18 protein-coding genes are annotated in these 23,867 nt (G+C 45.8%); 2 read left to right on the plus strand and 16 right to left on the minus strand.

Annotated elements, in window-relative coordinates; genetic code table 11:
- Positions 1-16 precede the first annotated feature (16 nt).
- The 3 genes from BUB19_RS03475 to BUB19_RS03485 all read right to left on the minus strand — a co-directional run bounded on the left by BUB19_RS03475 (position 17) and on the right by BUB19_RS03485 (position 5,502).
- Positions 17-1,432, minus strand: coding sequence for a RagB/SusD family nutrient uptake outer membrane protein (locus tag BUB19_RS03475; protein WP_073092061.1), 1,416 nt, complete (start codon positions 1,430-1,432; stop codon positions 17-19).
- A gap of 13 nt (positions 1,433-1,445) precedes the next feature.
- Positions 1,446-4,421, minus strand: a complete 2,976-nt coding sequence (locus BUB19_RS03480; RefSeq protein ID WP_073093143.1) for a SusC/RagA family TonB-linked outer membrane protein — start codon at positions 4,419-4,421, stop codon at positions 1,446-1,448.
- A gap of 529 nt (positions 4,422-4,950) precedes the next feature.
- Positions 4,951-5,502, minus strand: coding sequence for a 2'-5' RNA ligase family protein (locus tag BUB19_RS03485; protein ID WP_073092069.1), 552 nt, complete (start codon positions 5,500-5,502; stop codon positions 4,951-4,953).
- 165 nt (positions 5,503-5,667) lie between these two features.
- Here BUB19_RS03485 and BUB19_RS03490 point away from each other — a divergent pair, with 165 nt between their 5' ends.
- Positions 5,668-6,579: a universal stress protein gene (locus BUB19_RS03490; RefSeq protein WP_073092076.1), complete on the plus strand. Its 912-nt coding sequence runs from the start codon at positions 5,668-5,670 to the stop codon at positions 6,577-6,579.
- Here BUB19_RS03490 and BUB19_RS03495 read toward each other — a convergent pair.
- On the minus strand, positions 6,576-7,502 hold the full coding sequence (locus BUB19_RS03495; RefSeq protein WP_073092082.1) for a class I SAM-dependent methyltransferase: 927 nt from the start codon (positions 7,500-7,502) through the stop codon (positions 6,576-6,578). The genes BUB19_RS03490 and BUB19_RS03495 overlap by 4 nt on opposite strands.
- On the minus strand, positions 7,502-8,869 hold the full coding sequence (locus tag BUB19_RS03500) for an exopolysaccharide biosynthesis polyprenyl glycosylphosphotransferase (RefSeq protein ID WP_073092087.1): 1,368 nt from the start codon (positions 8,867-8,869) through the stop codon (positions 7,502-7,504). The genes BUB19_RS03495 and BUB19_RS03500 overlap by 1 nt, the downstream gene beginning before the upstream one ends.
- Before the next feature lie 252 nt (positions 8,870-9,121).
- Between BUB19_RS03500 and BUB19_RS03505 the strand changes: the two genes are divergently transcribed.
- Positions 9,122-9,838: a methyltransferase domain-containing protein gene (locus BUB19_RS03505; RefSeq protein ID WP_073092094.1), complete on the plus strand. Its 717-nt coding sequence runs from the start codon at positions 9,122-9,124 to the stop codon at positions 9,836-9,838.
- On the opposite strand, the gene BUB19_RS03510 is transcribed toward BUB19_RS03505, so the two are convergent.
- The 11 genes from BUB19_RS03510 to BUB19_RS03560 form a co-directional block, all read right to left on the minus strand.
- Complete coding sequence (locus BUB19_RS03510) at positions 9,828-10,985, minus strand: DUF1972 domain-containing protein (protein WP_073092101.1); 1,158 nt, start codon at positions 10,983-10,985, stop codon at positions 9,828-9,830. The two genes, BUB19_RS03505 and BUB19_RS03510, sit on opposite strands and share 11 nt — an antisense overlap.
- Before the next feature lie 18 nt (positions 10,986-11,003).
- Positions 11,004-12,155, minus strand: a complete 1,152-nt coding sequence (locus BUB19_RS03515; RefSeq protein WP_073092106.1) for a glycosyltransferase family 4 protein — start codon at positions 12,153-12,155, stop codon at positions 11,004-11,006.
- A gap of 10 nt (positions 12,156-12,165) precedes the next feature.
- Positions 12,166-12,927, minus strand: a complete 762-nt coding sequence (locus BUB19_RS03520) for a class I SAM-dependent methyltransferase (protein WP_073092110.1) — start codon at positions 12,925-12,927, stop codon at positions 12,166-12,168.
- Positions 12,927-13,628 (minus strand): acyltransferase, encoded by a 702-nt coding sequence (locus tag BUB19_RS03525; protein WP_073092116.1) that lies wholly within the window; start codon positions 13,626-13,628, stop codon positions 12,927-12,929. The genes BUB19_RS03520 and BUB19_RS03525 overlap by 1 nt, the downstream gene beginning before the upstream one ends.
- Complete coding sequence (locus BUB19_RS03530; protein WP_073092121.1) at positions 13,621-14,754, minus strand: glycosyltransferase family 4 protein; 1,134 nt, start codon at positions 14,752-14,754, stop codon at positions 13,621-13,623. Before BUB19_RS03530 ends, BUB19_RS03525 begins: the two co-directional genes overlap by 8 nt.
- On the minus strand, positions 14,751-16,163 hold the full coding sequence (locus tag BUB19_RS03535; RefSeq protein WP_073092125.1) for a hypothetical protein: 1,413 nt from the start codon (positions 16,161-16,163) through the stop codon (positions 14,751-14,753). Before BUB19_RS03535 ends, BUB19_RS03530 begins: the two co-directional genes overlap by 4 nt.
- Positions 16,163-17,068, minus strand: coding sequence for a glycosyltransferase family 2 protein (locus BUB19_RS03540; protein WP_073092129.1), 906 nt, complete (start codon positions 17,066-17,068; stop codon positions 16,163-16,165). The genes BUB19_RS03535 and BUB19_RS03540 overlap by 1 nt, the downstream gene beginning before the upstream one ends.
- Positions 17,037-18,353 carry an oligosaccharide flippase family protein gene (locus BUB19_RS03545; RefSeq protein ID WP_073092132.1) on the minus strand — a complete coding sequence of 439 codons (1,317 nt, stop codon included), beginning with the start codon at positions 18,351-18,353 and terminating at the stop codon, positions 17,037-17,039. The genes BUB19_RS03540 and BUB19_RS03545 overlap by 32 nt, the downstream gene beginning before the upstream one ends.
- 12 nt (positions 18,354-18,365) lie before the next feature.
- The gene (locus BUB19_RS03550) at positions 18,366-19,442 is read right to left on the minus strand and encodes a GumC domain-containing protein (RefSeq protein ID WP_073092135.1); all 1,077 of its coding nucleotides are present in this window, start codon (positions 19,440-19,442) and stop codon (positions 18,366-18,368) included.
- Positions 19,439-22,057: an SLBB domain-containing protein gene (locus BUB19_RS03555; RefSeq protein WP_073093145.1), complete on the minus strand. Its 2,619-nt coding sequence runs from the start codon at positions 22,055-22,057 to the stop codon at positions 19,439-19,441. Before BUB19_RS03555 ends, BUB19_RS03550 begins: the two co-directional genes overlap by 4 nt.
- Positions 22,058-22,346: 289 nt before the next feature.
- Positions 22,347-23,705 carry a fasciclin domain-containing protein gene (locus BUB19_RS03560; protein ID WP_084096937.1) on the minus strand — a complete coding sequence of 453 codons (1,359 nt, stop codon included), beginning with the start codon at positions 23,703-23,705 and terminating at the stop codon, positions 22,347-22,349.
- Positions 23,706-23,867 lie beyond the last annotated feature (162 nt).

Consider the following 23,867-nt stretch of genomic DNA (forward strand, 5'->3'; position numbering starts at 1 on the left):
TTGTACTATTCAGGTGTTAGTTATATCCATCATTCTGAACCAACTCGGGATTGATATCCAGTTCCCTTTGTGGAATGGGCAGGATGGTCTTGTCTTCACCGGCTTGTGAAGCTGCATAATGCTCATCCGATTCTGGGCGTAGAGCCCGTCCATACCGTAGCAAATCCATCCTTCTGTGGCCTTCAAATGCAAGTTCTTTTCTCCTTTCTTCCAGAATGAAATCCACAAAATCCGCTGTTCCGGAAAAATCTCCGGCCGCAACCTCTGCCAATCCAGCCCTCTCCCTCAACTGGTTGATGAGGTCCAGGGATTCCGCATTTACTCCCTCAAGTTGGGCCAGGGCTTCTGCCCTGTTCAACACCACTTCTGTAGTCCGGATAATAGGAGAATTGTCGGAATTATTGATCGCATCGGGAAATTTGGTGGTGTATATTCTTCCATTGTCACCTTCCTTTGAGATCTCTGTAATCCTGCGGTCATTCGCATCGTAGGCTGCCAGAAGGTTGGCAGAAAAAGGAGCATCACCCCTGGCACCGTCTTCAGCAGGATTGTAGTAGGAAGCCCAGCCACCAGAGCCGGTACGACCGTTATCTATTTCTGAATTCTGAATGGCGAAAACATATTCCTGATTATTTTCGCCCCAAAATCCATAATTGGCTGCCAATCCATAAAGGTCTTCGTTTTCCAGTACATTCTGTGCCCGTTCGGCTGCCTGTTGCCATTCGCCGCGATAAAGGTGTACCCTGGAAAGCAGGGCGTTTGCTGCGCCTTGAGTAGCTCTGCCTCTGGTAAAGGATGCCGAACCGTAAGATACCGGCAAATCCGGCACTGCTGAGGTAAGGTCATCCAGAATAAAAGCATGTACTTCTCCTACGGTGCTCCTGGGATAGCCAACGATTTCGCCGGTAAAGGCATCTGCAACAATGGGAATTCCGGGAGAGGATTCACCTTGCTGTATGGGTTGGCCAAACAGGTTCACCATCTGAAACATCAGCAGGGCACGCATGAATTTGGCCTCTGCAACAAACTGCGCCCTTTCTTCAGCGGTGAGGCTTTCATCCGGAGAATCGGGAGTGAATTCAATGACAGCATTGGCCGCCAATATCGCACGATAATGCCTTCTCCAGAGATCCCGGATGGTCAAATTGTCTGATTGGGTGGCGTATAACCGGATGTCCTGTAAGGTGGGGAAGGACCCGATAAAATCCACATTGTCCGACTGAAAGTCTGCAATCACATGGGGCAATGAACCAAACACCTCAAATTCCTGAGACAGGGAGTACACCCCCAATAAAGAGCCCTCTACGGCCTGCCTGTCAGCAAAAGCCAACTCGGTAGAAAGGGATTGCTGTGGATCAATCTGCAAATCTTCGCAGGAGACCAGGCTTCCGCCAAGCAATCCCATGAATAATATTTTTGTTAGATTTTTCATTTCAAAATTATTTTTAAAATCCTAGAGAAACACCCAGGGTGACTGATTTGGCCTGGGCCGGAGTAAAGAAAGATTCTCCCTGCCGCTGGTTGTTGTCCCCGCCGTCGTTGACTTCAGGCTCCAATCCATCTTCCAGATTTGAGAAAGTAAGGAAGTTCTGCAACATCCCGTACACCCTGGCACTACGGATAAATTTCGTACTTTCCAATACGTCAGCCGGGATAGTATAACTTAGCGAAAGGTTTCTCAAACGGATATGGTCACCCTTACGCAGGTGCATTGTAGAACGCTGACCGAAACTCGACTGGGTATCTCCATTTAACCTGGGAGCAAAGCTATTCCTGTTGTCTTCGGTCCAGTAATTCAGCAATTGAGGATCCAGGTTGAAACTGTTCAGGTTATTTGGATTGTACAAAAACCGCAGGTCATCATACATGATGTGGTTTCCCTGCACAAAAGTAAACAAGGCAGAAAGCTGCAAACCCTTATACGAAAAGGTGTTGGTAATACCGCCTGAAACCCTGGGAATAGCTGATCCTACGATCACCCGATCATTGGCACTATAGGTATTGGTAGGCTCTCCATCTTTGTTCAACCATTCTGCTTCGCCGGTCTCAGGGTTGATTCCATTGTACCGTACCAGGTAGAAGGTATTTACCGGATGGCCTTCAATGGCCCGCTGGCTTGCCGAGCCTTCTACGAATCTCCTGCCTTCACTGTCTTCTGAGGCTCCCGGCAACTCCAGTACTTCATTATCCAGAAAGCCCATATTCAGCGTTGTGGTCCACTCAAATGCCGGGGTTTTTACATTGGATGACCTGATCATCAAATCCACCCCTCTGTTCCGCATGGTGCCTGCGTTCTGGGTAAGGCTGGCATAACCGGTGGTGTAAGGAATGGGGACGTCCAACAGCAATCCTTTGGTATCCTTATTCCAGAAAGAGGTTTCTATTTCAAGTCGGCTATCAAACAGAGCAGCATTCAATGTCACGTCAAATTGCGCCGATTCTTCCCATCCTAGTAGCGGGTTGGCGGGTTGGCTGGGAAAGATCCCAGGGCTACCGGCATAATCTCCAAGGGCGCCTGCCTCATAAAGACCTAGGGAAGCAAAATTGCTGATCCTGTCGTTACCTGAGGTTCCATAGCTGGCATTCAATTTAAGGTAATCGAGAAAGCTGTTGTTTTGCAGAAACTGTTCTTCTGAAAGGATCCAGCCGGCAGAAAGTGCCCAAAAATTCCCATAGCGGTTTTCCGCTCCAAATCGGGAAGAGCCATCCCTTCTGGCACTACCCTCAAACAAAAACTTGTCGTCATACCGGTAATTGAATCGGGCAAAATAAGAGGCAAGTCTCCAGTTGGTGCCCGTAGAGCTGGTAATTGTCGGCGTAGCTGCTGACCCTACATTGGGCAGCCTGTCACTCACAAAGCCTGAGCCCTCCACGGTAATACTGGAAAAATCTGACTGCTCGTAAGAATACCCCAACAAACCTGCTACATAATGGGAACCAAAGTATTGCTCATAGTTCAGCGTGTTGGTCGATAACCATTTGTAATCCTGTATGATTCTCTTGTAGCCACTACCGGTGGGCTCTACGATATCAGGAAAACGAAAGGTCTCCTCTGTCTGGATCTGGTCTATACCCCAGTCTGTTTTGAAGGTCAAATTGGGCAAAATGTCCAATTCGAAAAAGGTGTTTGCAGTAGTCCTTCGTGTGATATACTCTGTGGTGGCCAGATCCTCTATTGCCAGCAGATTGGGGATAAAGCCCAGCCGGGTATAATTACCATTATCATCATAAGGCCTGGTATAAGGCAAATGAAGGAAAGCGGAGGTTAGTGGCGCATAGGTACTGTTGTCAGAATAGATCCGGTCATTAAAGGTTTTGGCCAAACCAATATTTGCACCGAATCTGGCTTTTTCAGAAAAGTTATGGGTCATATTCAAACGCCCGTTAAACCTTTCCAATTCGTTGCCAAGCGCATAGGTATCCTGGTTGAAATAGGTACCTGAAAGGAAATAGGTTGTGCTTTCGTTTCCGCCTGAGGCACTCAGATTTAAATTGGATATGGAACCCTGCTGAATCACAGCCTCCGGCCAGTCAAATCCCTGTTGTGGAAAATCGCTGGCCGGCGTGTCTGTGCGCAAAGACCGGTATTGGTTGTACTGCTGCAGCGACATATAGGGCCTCACGGTGGTGGGGTTTTGTACTCCCTGATAATAGTCTACATTGATTCGGGATTGACCGGATTTCCCTTTTTTGGTTTCAATGAGGATCACCCCGTTGGCTCCCCTGGATCCATAAATGGCAACTGCTGAAGCATCTTTCAGTACTGAGATGGAAGCAATTTCATTGGGGTTCAATTCCATCAGGGGATTCAGCGCGATGGCACCGGAAGTATTGGAATATTCCGAACTGCTGCCATCATTCAGCGGTACACCATCCACCACAAACAAGGGCGAGCCACCCGCTGTCAGAGAAGCCACACCACGAATACGGATATTCTGCTGCGCACCGCCCACACCGGAGGTACCGGTAAGCTGCACCCCGGCAGCCTGCCCCTGCAGGGCTTCCTGGGCGGTAAATATCGGCATGCCTTCAATTTGGGAATTGTCCAGAGAAGAGATACTCTGCACCGACAGCCTGGAAGACTGAGTACCATATCCGACCACCAGCACTTCGCCCAGAGTGGTGACATCCGGAGTCAGCACCACATCAATCTGACTTTGGTTGCCGACGTTGATTTGCTGGGTGTTGAAGCCTACAAAACTGTACACCAACACATCTGATCCTTCAGGAATTGTCACAGAATAAGAACCGTCAATATCGGTGATGGTTCCTACCATGGTTCCTTTTACGCTTACATTCACACCGGGTATCCCCGCCGGCTCCTCTTCAGAGGTAACCCTACCGGTTACCGTCCTGCTCTGAGCAAACACGGAGATTACCGCCAGCATGGTGCATGCCAAGCCAAGTAAAACTCGTTTCATTGTAGTAAATAGATTAAGGTTTTTAACAATTTTTATAATGCAAAATTCCATCAAATTATTTATAAAACAAAATGATCATAAATGGATAATCGTAAAAAAGGTGTAAAAAATTTTGTATTTAAGATAAAAAATAAAATCTGGATTTTTAGTAGTGGCAAATATAATAGAATAATTTTTGATAAATATTATTTTACATTTACTTTCCTATATTTATTTACTTATTCAAATAAAATATTTTATTATCAAAATGAACAATAAATTTGATAATGAAATACGACAATAGAAATAAAGTTTGTCTGCCAATTTTTCAACATTTAATTTCGTATACCTACCTTTTTTGATAAAAGAACGCTGGTGTTTCACATATCGTTAACTTTCGATTAATTGTAAAACAAAATTTTAATAAGGCTTGCGGTATGAAATCAGAATATAATAATTTTGAAAAAAATTAACTTTTTGTTAAAAAAAAGGAAACAAGCCTCCAGGACACTATAAATGAAAACTTTATAAAAAAATAAATTAATAAAGTTCACTTAAGTAAATTAAAATTATTTTGTAATCCCCAAATAGAATTCGTTTTTTTTAATAAGCTCACCTGTGTCACTTCCAGATCATAACGGCTGACTCTCGATTTCAAGAAATTCATGAGCGGAACAAAATCGGGTTTCCTGATATCTTTAAATGCCAGGGTAAGGTGGGGGGTATAGTTCAAGTCGCTGAGTTCAATTTTCTGACCCAGATTTCTTTTCCCAAAGCGAACCAGGCGCTGTTGCATAAGCAATAAGTCCGGCGGATACCGGACTCTCAGGTAGATTACCCGCTCACCAAACTTTCCGATCCCTGAAAGGGATAGGGAAAACGGCGTCTCTTGTGAGAAAAACGATCCCAGCTTTTTTTCCAAATTAGCTTCTTTCTTTTCTGGGAACACAAAAGGCATCTTCAGGGTAATGTGAGGCGGTGATCTGAGTGCATACTTGACACCAAACTCCGCTTTGACCTGCGCTTTAATCTCTGTAATTTTTTCTTTTACCGGTTCCGGCGGAACGATAGCAATAAAATATTTCCCTAATTTTTTCGGCATATTCAATACGGATTTTATACCTGTAGCCTGCCCCCTGCATGCAAAAAATCACCCGCTAAATAGTTTTTCACAAAAAACTTTAAAAGACGGTCTCAAAAGTTTAAATTCAATATTTTAATTCACATTTACAATTTAATCAGGAAACAGATAACTAGGTAAACGTACATGGACCAATTTAAAGTAGCAATGGTGGGACTGGACTTGTCTCATCTGGATGAAGTGTTGATTGCCCAAATAAAATCATTAGCGGAAATCCTGGATATCGAAAAAGTGTATTTCGTTCATGTCTCCAAAAATCTGATCCTCCCCGAACAGGTTTCACAAGCCTATCCAGATCTGATGGCTCCCATTGATGAGACCATTAAGCTGGAAATCAGCCATGAAATCGAGAAAGTGCATCCCCCGCTTCAGGTTCCATTTGAAATTCTAGTAAAGGAAGGGAATGCACAGGACACGCTTTTACGTTGGAGTAAAATAAAAGATATTGACCTGCTCGTAATGGGAAGGAAAAAAGTCAGGACCTTGTCCGATTCACTGGTAAACAACCTCACCCAAAAATATCCCCACCCGGTCCTTCTGCTCCCCGAAGCACAGAAACCACTCCATATAAAAAACATTTTTATTCCCATTGATTTTTCGGACCACTCCAGGGTCAGTATACGGCTGGCCTTGCAGATAGTCGCAAAAACCAATGGGAGAATCCAGTGCTGTCACCTATTTGAAGTACCGAAGGGATATAGCAAAACCGGAAAATCTTTTGAAGAATTCAGTACAATCATGCTGGAAAATGCACAATCGGACTATGCCGGTTTTCTGAAGAAAAACGATCTACCGGAATTGCCCTGCACCTTTATTTTAAAGCAAAACAAAGACGAAGCGGACAATATCATGAAGGAGGCAAAATCAAACCAGACAGATCTCCTGATCATCGGAAGCAGGGGAAGAACGAAATCCGCGGCAATTTTGCTGGGCAGTGTGGCAGAAAAACTGGTTAATAGCAATCATGAGATCCCCATGTTGGTCATGAAAGAAGAGGGGGAAAACATGAGTTTTTTCGAGGCCTTGTTTAAGCTCTAATCTTGCGATTTACGGAAATAAAAGGCCGCCTGGTCACCTTTAGAGACTGCATTGAGTTCTCTCGCCTTTCTCTCAAGTTGCCAGGTGTCTTTAGCAGCAGATTGCGGCCGATCTTTTGTTTCATATAGTGCTTGCCCCTGCTGATACTTCCTGCTTCCCCAAAATTGAAATGCGGTGCTGTCAAAGTCAACATGAAAAAGGTCAAGTCCGTGTCGCTGCGCCAGAATTTTCATGGCAGCGAGGCTGGGAATAAAATAATGCCTCGGCGCATCAAGCTGCACCCAATCTTCCCGAAAGACGGTCCAGGCCTCGCCATCCGAAACAGGCACCCGGATCAACAACCTTCCTGAAGGATTCAATAATGCCGCTACTTTTGCAAAGGCGGTATCGGGTGAGTTCATGTGTTCAAAGGCATGGTGCAACATTAGCACATCAAAGCTGCCCTGAATATCAAAAAGGCTTTTTTTAAAAATTTGCAACCCGGTACCTGGATAGAGGTCCGCATCAATAAACGGATCATAGCCCGTCAAATTCCGATATCCGGACGCATACAACTCGTACAAGAGTTGACCATTGCCACAGCCAATATCCCCAATGGCATCGCCTCTTTTGGCATCAAGTCTTTTCAGCCATTCGCCATAAATCGGTTTGAAAAGAGAAAATCCAGTATTTTGGTACAGCCAGAACCTGAATTGTTTCATCCAGCGAACCTGTAAGCCCGACAGGGATAAACCTGAAAGTGAGTAATAACCTTCGGGGTAATAAGGAGCCATATCTGCGGGTGGATTGAGCTGTTGGATGGTTCCACAACGTGCACATTGTACATAGGGAAAAGCCTCAGCCAGGCCAAACATCATTTCCTTTACCTGGTAAACTGGCCCATGTTGCTCGTGAAAACAAATCAAGCAGTTAAACTGGCCCATCAGTACACCTCTTCTCTGCGGGCAATGAGTTCGCCCATGGTTCTGAATACAATTGTCAGGTCGAGCAAGAAAGACCAATTCCGAATATAGAAATAATCCAGCCTCACGCGGGAACGGATCTGCCAATGGTGGGATATTTCTCCCCTGTAGCCAAGGACCTGAGCCAGGCCGGTAATCCCCGGTTTGATCCGGTGCCGGTTGTCATATTTCTGAATCTGGCGCTTAAAGACCTGGTTCATGGGCAGTGTATGTGGCCGGGGCCCGACCACCGACATTTCACCTTTCAACACATTAATGAATTGTGGCAACTCATCCAATGAAAACCGCCGTAAAAAGGCACCGGTTTTGGTAATCCTGGGATCATTTCTGATTGCCTGCCGGGTATCGGCCCAGGGATTATCCAGCATGGTCCTGAATTTGATACAACGAAACACCCTGTTATTGGCACCGGTTCTTTGTTGGAAAAAGAATACCGGGCCATCGGATTCGAGCTTGATAAGTAAGGCCAGCAGGGGCGTCAGCCAGCTCAATATGAAAACAAGAACGATACAGGAAAAACAAATATCAAAAAATCTCTTGAACAGCCGGTTATAGCCTTTATCCAATGGGATTTCATTGAGGTTTACCACCACGAAACGCCCATACCTGCTAAAACTCAGCGCTTTTTCCCATTGGAGATGGGCACCCGGAATAATCTTGACCTTGATATGGTTTTCATCGGCATGGTCAACAATTTTCCGCTGTAAATCACCGGAGATGTGTTGACCCAGGTATACCAGGTCGACACTTCCCTGTTTTGCCTGTTGAAAGAAAGCACTGACATCCCCCAATACATCCTTACCGGTAACAGAATCATCGAAAAAACCCAGAAATTGAATACCTAAGGCTTTTCTGGCGGCTAAGGTTGAGGCCAGCCTGGTGCTCCAGTCATCCTTGCCGACAATTACTGCCTTTCTGTAATTTCTGCCACTCATCCGGTAACGCCTCAGCGACATGTGGACGCCTATCCTGAAGAATGCCAGACTGGAAAGTGCGCCGACGAATACTAAAAAACCAACCTCCCGGTCGCCAGCAGCTACCAACTGAGTCCTGATGAGATAAAATATCAATACCGCCCAGACAAAAGACCTGGTGAAGTGGTAAAGCGTGTCGGTATACGTGCCTGTACGGGCCAGCTTGTAATCTTTCCTGAGCAGTACCAGCAGGATCCAGGTACCTGCCAAGAGCAAAAGCTCATCAAAAACCCGGTTAGCCTGTACTTGTTCAAACCCGAAAAGCACGAGAAGAAATGTAAAGCTCCCCGACAATGCCAGAAGCTCCATCAGGACAAAAAGCCAGGGGAAATACCTATAAAAACGCTTTGCCATGTATCAAAAAAAGGTTTGCAGCACAAGTGCGTCAATTTTGCAGTTGGTATATGCAGGGTAAATTCTCCCCATTTATATCTCTTATTTTGGAATTATATGCTACCAAATTTTTTGATATTCGGAGCAAAGTAATCAACTTTGGCCCAAAATTATGAATTTATGGCCATTCAGCCATACATGCCTTCAAAAATGCTTGGAAATGATGCCAGGACTGTCGCCCTTTGGACCATTTACAGCGCATAATACCTTGAAATGAAGAAAAAAATAAAAACACTTTTTGCTCCTTCAGATGAGCCCAGGTCTATAGGAGGGAGATTTCGGCTTCGGCGCTTTAGATTTTTTGAAGAAAAATTTTTGGAGACCTTTATGGGACAGGAAAAAATAAAGATTCTCGATGTAGGGGGTACCGAAAATTTCTGGACCAACCACAATTTCCTGCTTCCGGATCGGGTCAGCATCACACTATTGAATCTTGAGAAAGAGAAAACCCGGCAGGAGAACATCTGCAGCCTCTCCGGAACAGCAACAGATCTGTCTCAATTTGCAGACAAGTCCTTTGACCTGGTATTTTCAAATTCTGTGATAGAACATTTGCACAACTATGAAAATCAGAAAAAAATGGCTGAGGAAATCAGAAGGGTGGGTAAAAAATATTTTGTCCAGACTCCTAATAAATACTTCTTTCTGGAGCCTCATTATGCTCTCCCCCTTTTTCAGTTTTTCCCCAGCTCATTGGCATTCCTCATCCTGACCAAAACCAAATTGAGCCGCATGCAAAAATGGGACCCTGATTTTGCCAGGGCCTATCTGCAGGAAATTCGCCTCCTCTCGTACGGTGAAATGAAAACGTTCTTTCCGGATTCGGACATTTATTTTGAAAAATTCTTTGGACTGAACAAGTCATTTGTATTCCATACGCTGGGAGCAAACAAAAAACCCGGCTTAGCCGGGCCTTTTGTTAGTAATTGATTTCTACCAAATTCTCTTTTATCTTCCGTTTACAAAGTGTCTTGAATAGGGTTTCGTATTCATCCGTGACTGCATCCCAATTGTATTTTTCCGTCAGCCCATCTCTGGAGTGTGTCCTGAGATATTCCATTTCCCCCGGCGACTGTTCTGCTTTGCCAATAATATCTACCACAGCATCGGCTTCTTTCTCGAAGTACCAACCGTATTTTCCTTTCTGCAGCATTTCCTGATTGAATCTGGTATCCATAGCCAGAATGGCACATCCAAAGCCAAGGGCCTTTAACATGGCCGGGTTGGTACCACCGTATTCATGGCCGTGAAAGTAGGCATAGCAATTGTGATACAGGGCCGCCAATTGTTCTTGATCCCTCACGTATCCGGTAAACACCAAACGTTTATCCGGGATGCTTTTCATTTTCTGAGCGAATCGGTCATGGTAGGGTACATCGCCGACAATAACGAGCTTTCTCCTGGAATTAGATTTCACAAAACCATCGACGATTAAATCTGCATTATTGTCCGGAATCAAGCGGCCGACAATCAGGAAATAAGACTCCTTCTGCAATCCCCATTTTTCGATCAGACTGCTGTCGGAAGACATGTTCGGATTGGCACCGTAAGCAATCATCTTGGAAGGTGCATTGAATTTTTCAAGATAGATCTTTTCCATCTCATCAGAATCGGTGATCAATTGATCGTACAGTTTGGTTGCCAGCCTGGAAGCAAACAAATAATACCTGGCACCGAGGCCCTTCCATTTGGGGCGCAACCACTCCAGACCATCAACATTGATCGCAGAAGGCTTTCCAAAAATCTTCGTGAGCAGACCGAAGGGACCATTGGCACTGTTCACTACAAATACCACATCTGCCCGGGAAAAACATACATGGATCATTGAGAGCAGTGAATTGGTCAACTGACTCAGCGATTTCGTTTCCACACAGGGCACATACACCAGATTAATGCCATTTACCTGCCTGGGTCTATCTTCAAACAAAGGTGCATGACAATAGACGGTAACTTCGATGCCCCTTTGTACGAGTCGCTCACCCATTTCCTTCACAAAGGTTTCATAACCCCCATATACATAAGGATAACCCCTCGTACCTACAATCGCCACATGCAACGGCTTACTGTTTTTTGACATATTGTATTAATTTACTTATCAGGAAAAAATTTTTACTATTTTCTTACCATAAGCCGGTAATGAAAAGTTTTCTAAAACACTCCTTCTGGCATTTAACCCTATACTTTCAATTTGGTTTCGATCATTCAGCAATTTGCCCACCTTTGCAGCAGCAGCCGGCGCATTATCCCAGGGTATGTGGTACCCCGTTCTACCATCCTGAATCATTTCCAGCGCTCCTCCATGGGCAGTAGCAAATACGGGTTTGGCAGCAGCCATGGCCTCCAGAACTACGGTAGGAAAAGGATCCGGTAAAGTGGAGGGTAGTATAAAAATATCCATGGTAGCCAACACCTGGGAAATGTTTTCTCTAAAACCTAAATTGTGAATTTTATCTTTATATTTCTTTTCCAAAATCTTTTGTTCTAACCCGTCAAATAAGCATTCTTCACCTGGAAATGCATCTCCAACCAAAACAAAATGTAAATCTAAAAACTTTTTGTTTAATTCTTCTGAAATATCCAAAAAGTATTGCTGCCCTTTCCAGCTGTTTACCCTGCCGACCATCCCGATCACAGTTGCTTCCTGTGGAATACCCAGCTCTTCCCGTAAATCTTTTGCGGGGTAAAGATAAGCATTATAATCTATCCCATTATAAACCAAATGCAGTTTATTACCAGACAGGTATCGCTCCCAGTGGGTTTTTACGGCCTTTGACACTACAATTACCCGATCAGCTCCATACCCTACCATTTTACCCATCAGGGCTGCAAACCATACCGGTCTGCTAATGATCTCATGCAGGTGCCAGACATGCCTGTATTTTTTCCTTTTGGCCAGCACTGTGCCTACCCATACTGCCGCGGTATTGGAATATACATGGGTAGTCCCCTCCTGTTCTGCAAGGGCAGACAGCGCTTTGTAGGCCCTAAACATTACCCTGATCCGGTTTATCAAACCCCTGATGTTAAAATATTTTCTTCTGATCACACCGAGCCTGATAAATGCTACACGGATTCCCAGGTCCTGCAGTTGCCTGGATAAAGGACCTGGCTCAGAGAGGACCACCATTACCTGATTTCCATTTTGCTGCAAAACTGTTGCTGTAATCAGAAATATCTTACTGGCACCATATACATCAGAGGAACCATGCAACATCAATACCCTATTCCCATTTCCTTGCCTGCTCATATACGTAGAATCAAACTTTACCGGATTTTTTCAACGCATAAATAGCCCCCAGATGTCCTCCGTGATCCGTAAATTCGACATGAACCTGTTTTGAAAAGGATGCAAACAAGCGGAATAATTTTTCGGGGGGGTAGTGGTTCATCTGCATGACCGGCTCGGAACACAGCCTGCGGTGCTTTAAACTGGAGTAAATAAAGTTATAGGCTTGACATTTGGTACGCATATAAAAATTGGCATAGGTCAGCCGGGGCAGCCGGTGGCCATAGGTAACCTGCACCTGTACAATGCCTCCCTCCCGGGTCATATCCAGTAGCTGACGCATCAGGCGCATGCCCCGGGCAAACTCAATGTGTTGGAAAACGATAAAGGCATTGATAAAATCAAAAGCCGGCAGTCCATCCAGCTCCCTCCCATTATAGGTTTTGATATGAAGGTGGTGTAGTCCCATGCGGTCCCGGTGTTCACAGGCGCGCTGGACGATAGCCTCGGATATATCCAGCCCCCAGACCTCCCTGCTGGTCATTCTGGCGAATGGTATGGCCAGCCTTCCGACACCACAGCCAAAATCCAGGATGCTTCCCTGTGCGATGTCTGAACCAAACCATTGCTTGATCCGCTGCCGGCTTTCTGCCACAAAATCTTCTCCTGAATCAAAAAATTCTTTCAATCGCTCTTCCGAAAGCTGAGCCATCCGGTACTTCTCATCGGAAAGTACCCCATAATAAGGATCTTTTTCTCCCCATTTCTTCCAGTCGCTTATCGATTCGGACATTACCTTGTTTTTATCACTTTTGCAGGATTGCCAGCTACCAGACTAAAAGGCGGCACATCCCGTGTTACAATGCTACCCGCCGCCACCACAGATCCCTTGCCGATGGTAACTCCGGCGAGAATCACGGCATGCGATGCGATCCAGCAGTCGTCTTCTATTTTTACAAATGAACGGGTCACCCCTTGCTCGATCATGGGCCTGCCGGTATCTCCGAAATTGTGATTCTCAGAATAAATACTCACCCTGGGGGACATCATCACGTTGTTGCCAATTTCGATGTACCCCGAACAGCCTATATAGGCATATGGCCCTATGCTCGACTGATCGCCCACTTTCAGCCCTTCACCCGGCTCCCCCCCGTACAGGTTGGTGGGACGGATGATTGCGTAGGAACCTACTGTCACCTTATCTCCAAAGACTATACCTCTCCGTGCCAGACAATTGATCTCACAGTGATCCTGAGCAACAAAGTTTTTCCCCACACTGAAATATCCGGCCTGACGAATGCTCACGCCCTTTCCTATCAGAAGAAGTCCGCTGGCAGATTTCATTTGCCAGCTCAGCCACAGTCCCCGCAGCCACCAAACCCCCATTCTGGCCAATACGGACAACACCGACAGACTATCCCAACCCGGACCGAAACGGTCCGATAAATCCATACCGGTGATTCTGGAAATAACTTTTCCGGCAATATTACCCATAAAGTATGTTTTTGAAATATCGCTGCAAAGATAGGAAAAAGTTTTCCCCGGAAAATTGCTGTAACCTTTCCCTGCCCCGTGCAACGAGCTGCTGTCGCAGCTCTTCGTTTCCCGCCAGCAACTCCATGGCTGTTGCGAAATCTTCAGGAGTAAAGGATCTACTGCAGCAAACCGCATTGCCTCCTACCTCCTGCAACGCACCCTGAGGGCCTATAATCACTGGTAGGCCGTAGGCAAAGGACTCTAAAACAGGAAGACCGAAGCCCTCATTTTGAGAGGGAAATACATAGGCCAGCGCATGTGCATAATATGCCGAAAGCATGGCCTGAGAAAGGTATCCGGGAAAAATTACCTTTTCTTCCATTCCAAGCGCCTTCACTTGTCCCCATATTTCATCGTAATCATCTAAAGATGCCCGGGGGGCTCTTTGACCTACCAAAACCAGGGAAAAATCGGTAGCGGACCGTTGAGAAAAAATGGCAAAAGCCCTGATCAGCGTGACGAGGTTTTTCCTTTTTTCCATAACGCCTACATGCAAAAAATAAGGTTTGTCCAGGGGCGAGGGTCCAGCCTTGGTTTGGAGCTCATTTGAAAAGTCCAATCCTGTAGGAATGGCACAGACCGGACCAACTGGATTGAGATAGCGAGAAATTTTGTCTTTGGCGTAATGGCTTACCGTGAGGATATGCGTTCCCCGCCGTATACTTTTGCTGAGCAGATAGAGATATATTTTTCTCCACAATGGATGGTAGTGTTCAGGGCTCTCCCAGAAAAAGGCATCGTGAACTACGGAGACACGCTCTCCCCTGCTCCACACAGGAGAAAGGAAGTCGGGAGAAAAAACCAGATCTGCCCGGTGCCAATAGCTCAGTACCGGAAGAAATACCAGCTTGTGGGAAAAATACAGGAGCTGAAACAACCAGTTCTTCCACCTGGGCGTTTTCCCTTTAAAGAAGCGCTGCTGTTGTAATTTTTCGCGGGAAGGGTAAACCACAAACCGGAAAGTGCTGCTCCGATCCGCTTCGATTTGATCCAGCAGGCTGTCAATATACGTTTTGATACCCGTCTGCGCCAGATGTAAAAAAAATACGTCTATAAGGACTATTTTCTGTCTTCCCTTTATCATCTGCCTGCGGAAGTCACCTGGGAAAGATCTCTAGGAAAAAGGTCATTATAGGCGGTAAGCGAGTAGCCCATCATCCACCAGGTGCTCAGCGACACGTAGGCATACAATTCGGCATTTGCAGTAAATAAGGGCAATAGTAATCCAAATTTGGTAGTGGCCGCCACAAAAGCAACTCTGGCTACCGCCGTATCCCGGGAATAACGGAAAACCAGCAAACTCTTGTAGATCCCTACTCCAAGTATAAGTATGTACAACAACATTCCCAGTACCCCCAACTGTACCCCGTAAATCAGAAACTGATTTTCTCCGCCCACGCGCACCTCATCTTCCACACTGCCTGTGTTGCCACTCATGGCCAGACCAATCCCTTCAGGGTTGGCTATAATGGCATCGAGCGCCAGAAACCATTCTACCAGGTGCCCTACACTGGAGGCATTCTGGAAAGTGATCGTGTCATATACAAAATAATAAAAATCCTCCGAGGCAAAATACAGCACGTATATCCCAAAGAGGGCCAATAGGGACGCTCCCAATGCCAGAAGCCGGTAAAGCCTGAAAACCAGAGCCACAAAAAACAGCATGACAAAAAAAGCGCCGAATGCTGCTCTGGAGGCCGAAAAGAACAAACTCCCCACTGCTGCAGCCATCACCAGCAAATAAAACCAGCTTTCTTCCCTTTTGCTACTGAGGTACCAAATCAAACCTGTGGCAAAGGCCAGCAAACTAGAACTCGCCATCTCCAGGGGATCAGAAAAAAAAGATGCCAGGCGCATACCCGTGGTCTGGGTTTCAAAGGTCCAGGACAGTCCATAGTTACCGGAAGGTTCTATGCCATTGATCGCAAAATTGAACAGGGCGTAGCCGGTAAAGTTCTGAAAATGGATGCCAATCATCTTTTCCACCAGATTCAGGCAAAATGCCGCAATGGCAATCAACATAATACAGGAGAAGAGCCGGTCTATTTTCCCTTCTCCAAAGCGGGTATTTCTGCCAAGGAAATAAAAGGCTCCGATAAGTAAGGTGTTTTTCAGGTAGAGCAGTTTGTTTAAGAAAGTTGCTTCTCCTAATGGCAAAAACAAATAAACAGTAGCCAGTCCAAAAAAGGCGATAAATAATTTATCAATGGTATTTAACCGGAATGGATATGCCCAGAAATCCCTCTGGTAAAACAGAAATCCCAAAAGGGCCGTCAGAAGGAGCAGCTCCTTGATATATTGAAAAAAGCCTACCAATAGCTCCGATCCGGTAGCCTGGTATACAATGCTCAAGATAGAAATGTAAAAAGGGAGAAATAATACCATAAAAAAAATAATGAATTCCCATTCACCCTCAAAAACAATCTTTCTGGTCGTGACAAAAAGCAAAACTGCTACATAGCCCAATACCAACAGGAACAAAATATAAGCCATCAAGCTCCTTTGGTCAATGAAGTTCGCATGCCTGCTACGATACCATTCCAGATGGCTCTTCTCTTTTGCTTGCGGCCTTTCAGTGTAAAATAGATCATTTTAAGCCCGAAGATCAGGAAATGTAGCGGCCAGGCCAGGAAGCTTTTTGGGTGGGTACTATACTTTCGCAATTGAAAAATCTGGTTTCTTATGTTGAGAAAGTGAACCCTGGGACTCAAAAAGCCCTCCTTCCCGGGTTTTTTGCTCTTTGAGGCCGCACCGGCCTCATGAAAAATGACGGATCCCGGATGAACTTTCAGGAAATACCCCGCTCCCCTTATCCTAAGAGACCAGTCCACATCTTCAAAATAAGCAAAATACCTTTCATCCAACAGCCCCACTTCTCTTAAAACTTCGGATCTTAACAAAATCGCACAGCCTGTTATCCAATCTGTGCGATAGGGTCCGCTGTGCTGACGTACCAATAGGGTTTCCGCAAATCCAATCCAGGTATGATATACCCCTCCGGCATTCCATATTTTTTGTTTTGCATTTAAAAAATAAATCAGGGGCTGTATGGCTGCCGTCTGAGGAGAGGATTGCATTTCTTCGAGTAGAGGATTCCAAAATCCTGCTGTTACCTCGGTGTCGTTGTTTAGCAACATGATATAGTCGTACCCCATATCCATCGCTTTCCGCATGCCTGCATTATTCCCGCCCGTGAAACCCAGGTTTTCCGGATTTTCCAGCAACTGCACAACTGGAAATGACTCTGTTATGGCATTTGGAGACCCATCTTCCGAGCCATTGTCCACGACGATCACATCCTTTAAGGGAAAACCTCCATCACGCAGGGATTCCAGGCAGGCCCGGGTATATTCCCAGCCATTCCAGTTAAGAATGATGATAGCGGTAGAAAAGGCCATGGTAAAATTCAGATAAAATTGGGGCTTTCCTCCTGTGAAGGAGCAGGGTAGTGCTGATCCAGGCTACCAATTCAGTAGAAAGCAAAGCCAGTGCAAGACCGGAACTCCCGAAAGCCCAGGTAAGTAGAAACGCCGATGCCAGCATATACACGCAAAATAGCCAAGTTGCATGGAAGAGAATTTTCTTCTCGTCTAATACCAGTATTATCAGCATATTTCCAATATTCAGGGCAGCCAGAAAGGGCAAAAAAGCCAATATCCGCAGAAAATACACAGATTCCTCCAGCGATTCTCCAGCCATCAGCCGGATGATGATCGGGGCGAGTGCAAAAACGGTAAGGCTGATAAGCAGGGTAAAAAAAAGTGACGCCCATTGCACTTTTCCCAAAAAGGAATAAAATCTTTGACGCTCCTGATAAAAAAGAATGCTTGCCCTCGGATAGGCGGCCTGGGTAACCAGAGTAGGAACGATTCTGAGAACCATACCGATGCGTTCTGCCATTCCATATAGTCCTAAAATTTGGGCTGATGCAAAAAAGCTGAGGACAATTACCCCGCCATTGACAGCAATGTGCGCCGTCAGTCCGGACAGGAAAAGCAACACATTTTTTTTCCAGGAATGCCAGATCTGACCCAGCTTTGGCCAGTAAACCGGTACTTTCATGCCGAATCTTACATACGCCAGTAGGGCCAGATTGGTCATCAGGGCTGTCAGTCCCAGAAAAAAATTAGCGAGATAGCTGTCTGCGGGGACCCGGATAAGGGCTAGCAATAAAAGCAGATAAATCGCTTTGCTGAATACATTTGCCAGAGAGACCCAGTGGAGCTGCTCTTTGCCTTGAAAAAACCAAACGATGGCTGTGGCTTCTGCAAATAGCAAAATGGTCGACCAGGCCAGTATCCTGCGGTAGTCGGCGAAGAAGCCGAAAAAAAAGCCCATAGAAAGAATGGAAACAACAGCCAGAAACGCGAGCGCAATTTTACTTGATAAAATTTCCGAAAATTGCCGGCCCAGCAAAGTGTTGTTTCCCTCACTCAGAGCTATATCACGCGGCCCGCTGAGGTTATAGCCGAAGCTGACCAGTACGTTGACAAGCAATACCACAGAGAATGCGAGATTTACCAATCCAAACTCAGCTACACCTATGGCACGGATCAGAACTGGCATTGCCAAAAGCGATATAAGAATATTGGAAGCTTGTATCAGGAAGAGGAAAAAGAAATTCCTGATGGATTTGTGTCTGATAAAGGAAAAGAACGATAGCTGTCTGGTTTTTTCAAGCATGGAAAAAGTACATTAATGCTTCAAATGCCTGAAATACATCGTTTTTAGGTATATCCAAAGTAAGCCTAATATAAAAAAGAGCGTTGCGCCGACCAGCATACCCGTCAGCACCTTGATTTCGGATCGTTCGAGGGGATATCGGGGATGGTCGATGATCTGAATCAGCGGGGCATTGTTGCGGTGATTGATCTTGGCTATTTCCAGATTTTTTACTACCTCTTCGTACACGGCAGCAGCAGCCTGAATATCTATCTGCAACTGTTTGGAAGCAACCGTTCCTTCCTGTAGCAATGGATTTGGATTGGGTACCCGATCCTGAAATCGGGCCAGTTGCTTCACCTTGTCATCAAGGACGGTCCGGACACTGTCGGCCTGGTTTTGAAGCACTTGCAGGTTTTCCGCGGTTTTTTTGGTCTTTGTTTTCAGATAAAAGTCATTTACGGTAGACACCAGGTTTTCATTGAAAATCTTGGCGAAAGACTGGTCCCTGGAAGATATGGACACTTTGATAATATTCAGCTTGCGGTCAGGCTTGTCTACCAGCAGGTTTTCTTTCCGTATCAATTTCACGACTTCCTTCAAAACGCTATCCTGTTGTATGGAAAAATCCCCTCGCGATAGGCTAAAATCAAGGTTTTCAAAATCTACCTCATCTTCCCATTTGTCATCCAGCTCATGGAAATGGATGAAACGCTCTACCAGCAACTGTCCGTCTGGAGCGCTATCGAAGGGTGCCAGCAGGGTCTGCGACAACATGGCATCGGAGCGGTAAAGCTCCATGATGTTGTCTCCCTTGAAAAGGCCACTTTCCGAGCCTATTGAACCCAGGTTAAGCCCCAGCATGGAAGCCAGACCAGAAATATTTCCCAGACCAGACATGTCTGATTGTTCCAAAACAAATGTGGTGTCTGCATGGTAAACCGGCTTTTTTACCAGAGATACGATCAAACCCAGTACCATACCTATCAACACAAAAACAAGGAATGTCCTGACATGGCTGATGAACACCATCAACCACTGTCTCAACCTCCCGACAAGCTCTCTGAAAGTTATCTTATCATTCAATATATGGTGGCTTTCCTGTTTCATCTGTTGTTTAGTATCTGGGTGATGACCAAGGCGATGGTGGCCAGTCCGGTGGTTAATCCCACAAGGTCTCCCGGACGGATAGGAATCCGCGGACCTTTGGTCGGAACGATGATTTCAGATCCCGGTTCAACATGGGGATAAACATTGAAAAACAAAAAATTCTTTGTTCTGGCGACTTCTCCGTTGGCATATACCACATAGGTCCGTTTTCTCTTGGCCCTGCTATCAAAACCTCCTGCCCTATTGATATAATAGGGCAAAAGCCGATAGGGTTCGTGCCGGACTGTGGTGGGATAGATCACATCCCCCCGCAGACGAACAGTTTGCAGTTGTCTGGGCACACTCAGGATGTCCCCTTCTTCCAAAATAAGGTCAAATTTCGATCCGGGATTCCTGATGATCTCCTCCAGGTTTATCGCTATGGCTTCTGTTTCCTTGATCTTGATGGGAATCACCTCATCCTTTGAGGCCGATATTTCATTTAGCAGGGTTCTCCTTGCATTGATGACACTTTCTTCCCGGTCATATTGGCTGGAATCCCTTTCTCCAAACAGGTAAGCATTGATCCGATCGATCATTTGTTTCTGAGATTCCGTGGGTTCGGCATTCTCTCTGTTCAATCTTTCCAACAGATTCAGCAGGTTTCTTTCTTTCCTGATATTCTCAGATGCGGTCTGGTAAAATTCGGTCCGCCTGATCAAGGTAGCGCCCTCGGGATAGGCAAACGCGGTAAGCCCCCCTGCCCGTTCAATCAGGTCCGAAATGCGTTCTTCCGCATCGCGGATGGCAAAAGTACCAGGTGCCTTTACCTGGCCTTCGATACTGGCCATTCTTTCCAAACTAAAATTTGTTTTCCGCCGTACGGTAAGGTGATCAAAAGGCACTAAGCTGACAGGATTTTCTGACAGCCCCAGATCCTGGCCTATTGGCACGGGAATGATGCTGGAATATTCCTTTCCATCCGGATCGGTGCTTCTTCTTGCAATTTCCACATCGTCTACCGAGGCAGCTTCCTTCAATCCTCCCGCCATCAAGATGAGGTCTTCTGCCGTCATTTCCCGGGAAAATGGGTAAGTTCCGGGAAACAGGACCTCTCCGGATACCTTTACATAATATTCCTCACTCAACTGATAGACGGAGGGGACCTGTACCACATCTTCCTTTTGAAGCAGTACATCCGGAGAACGCCCATCTTCTATGGCTTCAAGGTCAATCTGCAGCATTTTCGTGCTCAGGTCTTCGTTGGTTCGAAGAATATTGATCCGTTTTTTGTAGGCTTCGCCACTCACTCCATCAGCTTTCCTTATCAGTCCCAGCAGGGTCAGGCCCTCCTGAAATGCGTAGTTGCCCGGTCGGTATACCGAACCTTTTATCTGTATCCGATTGGTATATCTGTCCAGCACCTCTCCCACCTGATACCTGTCCCCACCTTTGGCCAGAAAAATAGAGAATTGTTCATCGTAGATATCAGAAACAGCCTTTTCCGTATCTGTCATCCTCGTCACACCTACCCGTTCCCGGTAGGCATTGTCGGTAAACCCGCCGGCATAAGTCAAAATATCGGCAAAGGACTCCCCAGGCATGATTTCAAAAATCCTGGGCCGTTTCACTGCACCTGATACAGTCACCCGTTCCAGGTATGGCTGAACCATGATTACGTCCTGATCCTGCAAGGTTACATTTAAGCTGGGGTTACCATTGATGAGAAAGTCATAAATATCAATTTCGGCTATTTCCTTATTCCGGCGGATCAATTTAATTTTCCGCAGCGTACCATTCCGGTTTGGTCCCCCCGCGGCATACAGGGCATTGAAGACCGTACTGAAAGCACTCAGCGTGAAAGTACCAGGCAAGCGAACTTCACCTATCAAATTCACCTTGATGGTGCGGACATTGCCCAGGTTTACCTGAAGAAATGTATTGGGCTGACTCCCTCGCATACCGGTATAGAATGCCGAAAGACGGTTTTTGATGACCGCTGTTGCTTCATCTAGTGAGAGACCTGAGACATTGATGGGACCGATATTGTCTAAAATCACCTGTCCTTCCGGTGTCACAGATGCTTCATAGAACTGCTCTGACTGCCCGTACACATCTATATACAACTCATCGCCAGGACCCAGAATATAGTTACGGGGAGTTGCCATATTTAAATTTGGTTCGAAAGTGAGCCTTCTATCTTTATTGTAAAAAAGATCTAAACCAAAAATGGGTTCTTCCCCGGAGACGGCAGTAGCCGTCTCGGCTTCTTCAGGGATGATCCCCCGTGCTATTTCATTGAAACCAATTTGCCTCCTCGGACTTCGTTTGCTGGAGGCAGAGGAGGACTTTTGGCCTCCGTCTAACCCAATTACCATCCCTGCAAGGCGGTCCTTCAACTTATCTATTTCAGAATCAGGAACACCACGGAGTTGAGCCATTTGCAGCAGCTCTTCTTCTGAGAGCCCTGCCTCGGCTGCCCTGTTCATCAAAACCTGAATCTGCTGGTCTGATAAATCATCCACCTTTATTGCAGAAATATCGCCTAGTGACTGCGCTGACAGCCCTAGTGGCAGGATCGCTAACACGCCGATGATGAACAACCGATTCAGGATCAAAAATTTACTTAAAATCATACTGGTAATATTATCGATTTTACACAGCTTCGCCCCCTCACCCACAAGTGAAACCCTGTAAGGCCAGTTGGATAGATATAAAAACCCCAAAGCGACCGTAAAGATAATTATTCCTTTCTTTTTGAAACCGCGTTTCGGGGATTAAAGACAATTAATAAAAAAACTATGGTGACTGCCTGTAGGCCATCTATGGAAAACTTCTATGAAGAACCTGAAAAAAATCTAGACATAAAAAAAGCAGGCACCTAACCGGCACCTGCTTTTCTCTTAAAAAAACCCAATATAAAATTTATGGTACTAAAACCTGATCAATCACGTGGATAACTCCATTCGTCGCGTGCACATTCAAGAGAGCGGGTACAAGCCCGGACTCATTGATCTCAAGATCCGCAAGATTAACTGTCAGCTCTTCTCCCTCTAGTAGGGTGGGAAGGTTAGCTCCTTCTCTAAGATCCTGGGAAAAAGCCCTTGCGGGTACAACATGGTAGGTCAGGACATCAACTAAAGTTTCCAAAGGAATGTCCTCATATCCATCTACTTCAAGCGCCTCATACAGTGCTTCAAAAGCAGCATCAGTAGGAGCAAACACAGTGAGGTTGTCGTCAACTCCGCCACTCACGGCATCTACCAGATCAGCTCGGGTGAGGGCTCCGACCAATTGAGTAAATTCAGGCGTTTCGGCATTGGTATATCCTACCGCGATTTCAGCTATGGACTGTGTCGGAGGTGTAATCACATAATCAATGACGTGAATGATCCCGTTATCCGCTTCAATATCTGTAGTGACTACCTGTGCGTTTCCATTGATCCAAACGTTATCATCGGGATCAATACTTACGTAGAAAGGTGCTTCGCTCAAACTGGTAACACTTCCGGCTTCCACAGCCGAGGCAGGAACTTCACCTTCTACCACGTGGTAGCTCAGGATAGACGCGAGGTCGGGCGAAGCAAGCAATTCTTCGGCTGTCATGCCGGTGTCGGCAAGAAAGGCTTCAAAAGCTGCATTTGTCGGTGCGAAAACGGTAAACGGACCTTGCTCCAACAGCGCCGCATCCAGATCGGCCTCTAACACTGCAGCCAGCAAAGTTGAGAAATCTTCGTCACCCATTACAATATCAGCAATAGTGTTGCTCTCCTCTTCTGGCATCAACACCCCATCAATAACATGAATCACTCCGTTTGAAGCATTCAGATCGGCGGTTGCTACGCCTACCCCATCATTAATAGTAATCGTTCCATCCGCTACCGTAAAGTTTAAATTTTCTCCCTCCAGTAAGGTCGGAACTTCGCCAGTACTTACCTGGGAAGACAGAACTCTCCCGCTTACGACATGATACAGTAGGATATCCCTCAGATCTTCTACGGGCACTGCATTCACATCGGTGATACCCGCGTTTGTAAAGGCCTGATTGGTCGGAGCAAATACAGTAAAAGGGCCTGCGGCTCTCAAATCATCTACCAGGTCTGCTCTTTGAATGGCAGCGACCAAAGTGGAAAACTGGTCGTTGCCGGAGGCGACATCAATAATATCTTCTTCTTCAGGTGGTTCCGGTGTAGGATCATCATCAGAACAGCTTGCTGCGAACAAGAGACCCGCCACGAGCATCAGTGGCATCATCAAATTCCTTTTTAGCATTGTAAATTCCATAATAAATATTGGTTTAGTTATTTAATAAAAACACCAACACAACAAGGGCGGGGCAGGATGGTTATCGATTTTGGTATCAACTGCTTTTTTTAATAAATGAACAGTACAAATTTTTAGCTTTTTTAGATGTATATACATTTAACGAGATCTTGGGTGCACTTA

Source organism: Cyclobacterium lianum, assembly GCF_900143075.1.
Taxonomy (GTDB): domain Bacteria; phylum Bacteroidota; class Bacteroidia; order Cytophagales; family Cyclobacteriaceae; genus Cyclobacterium; species Cyclobacterium lianum.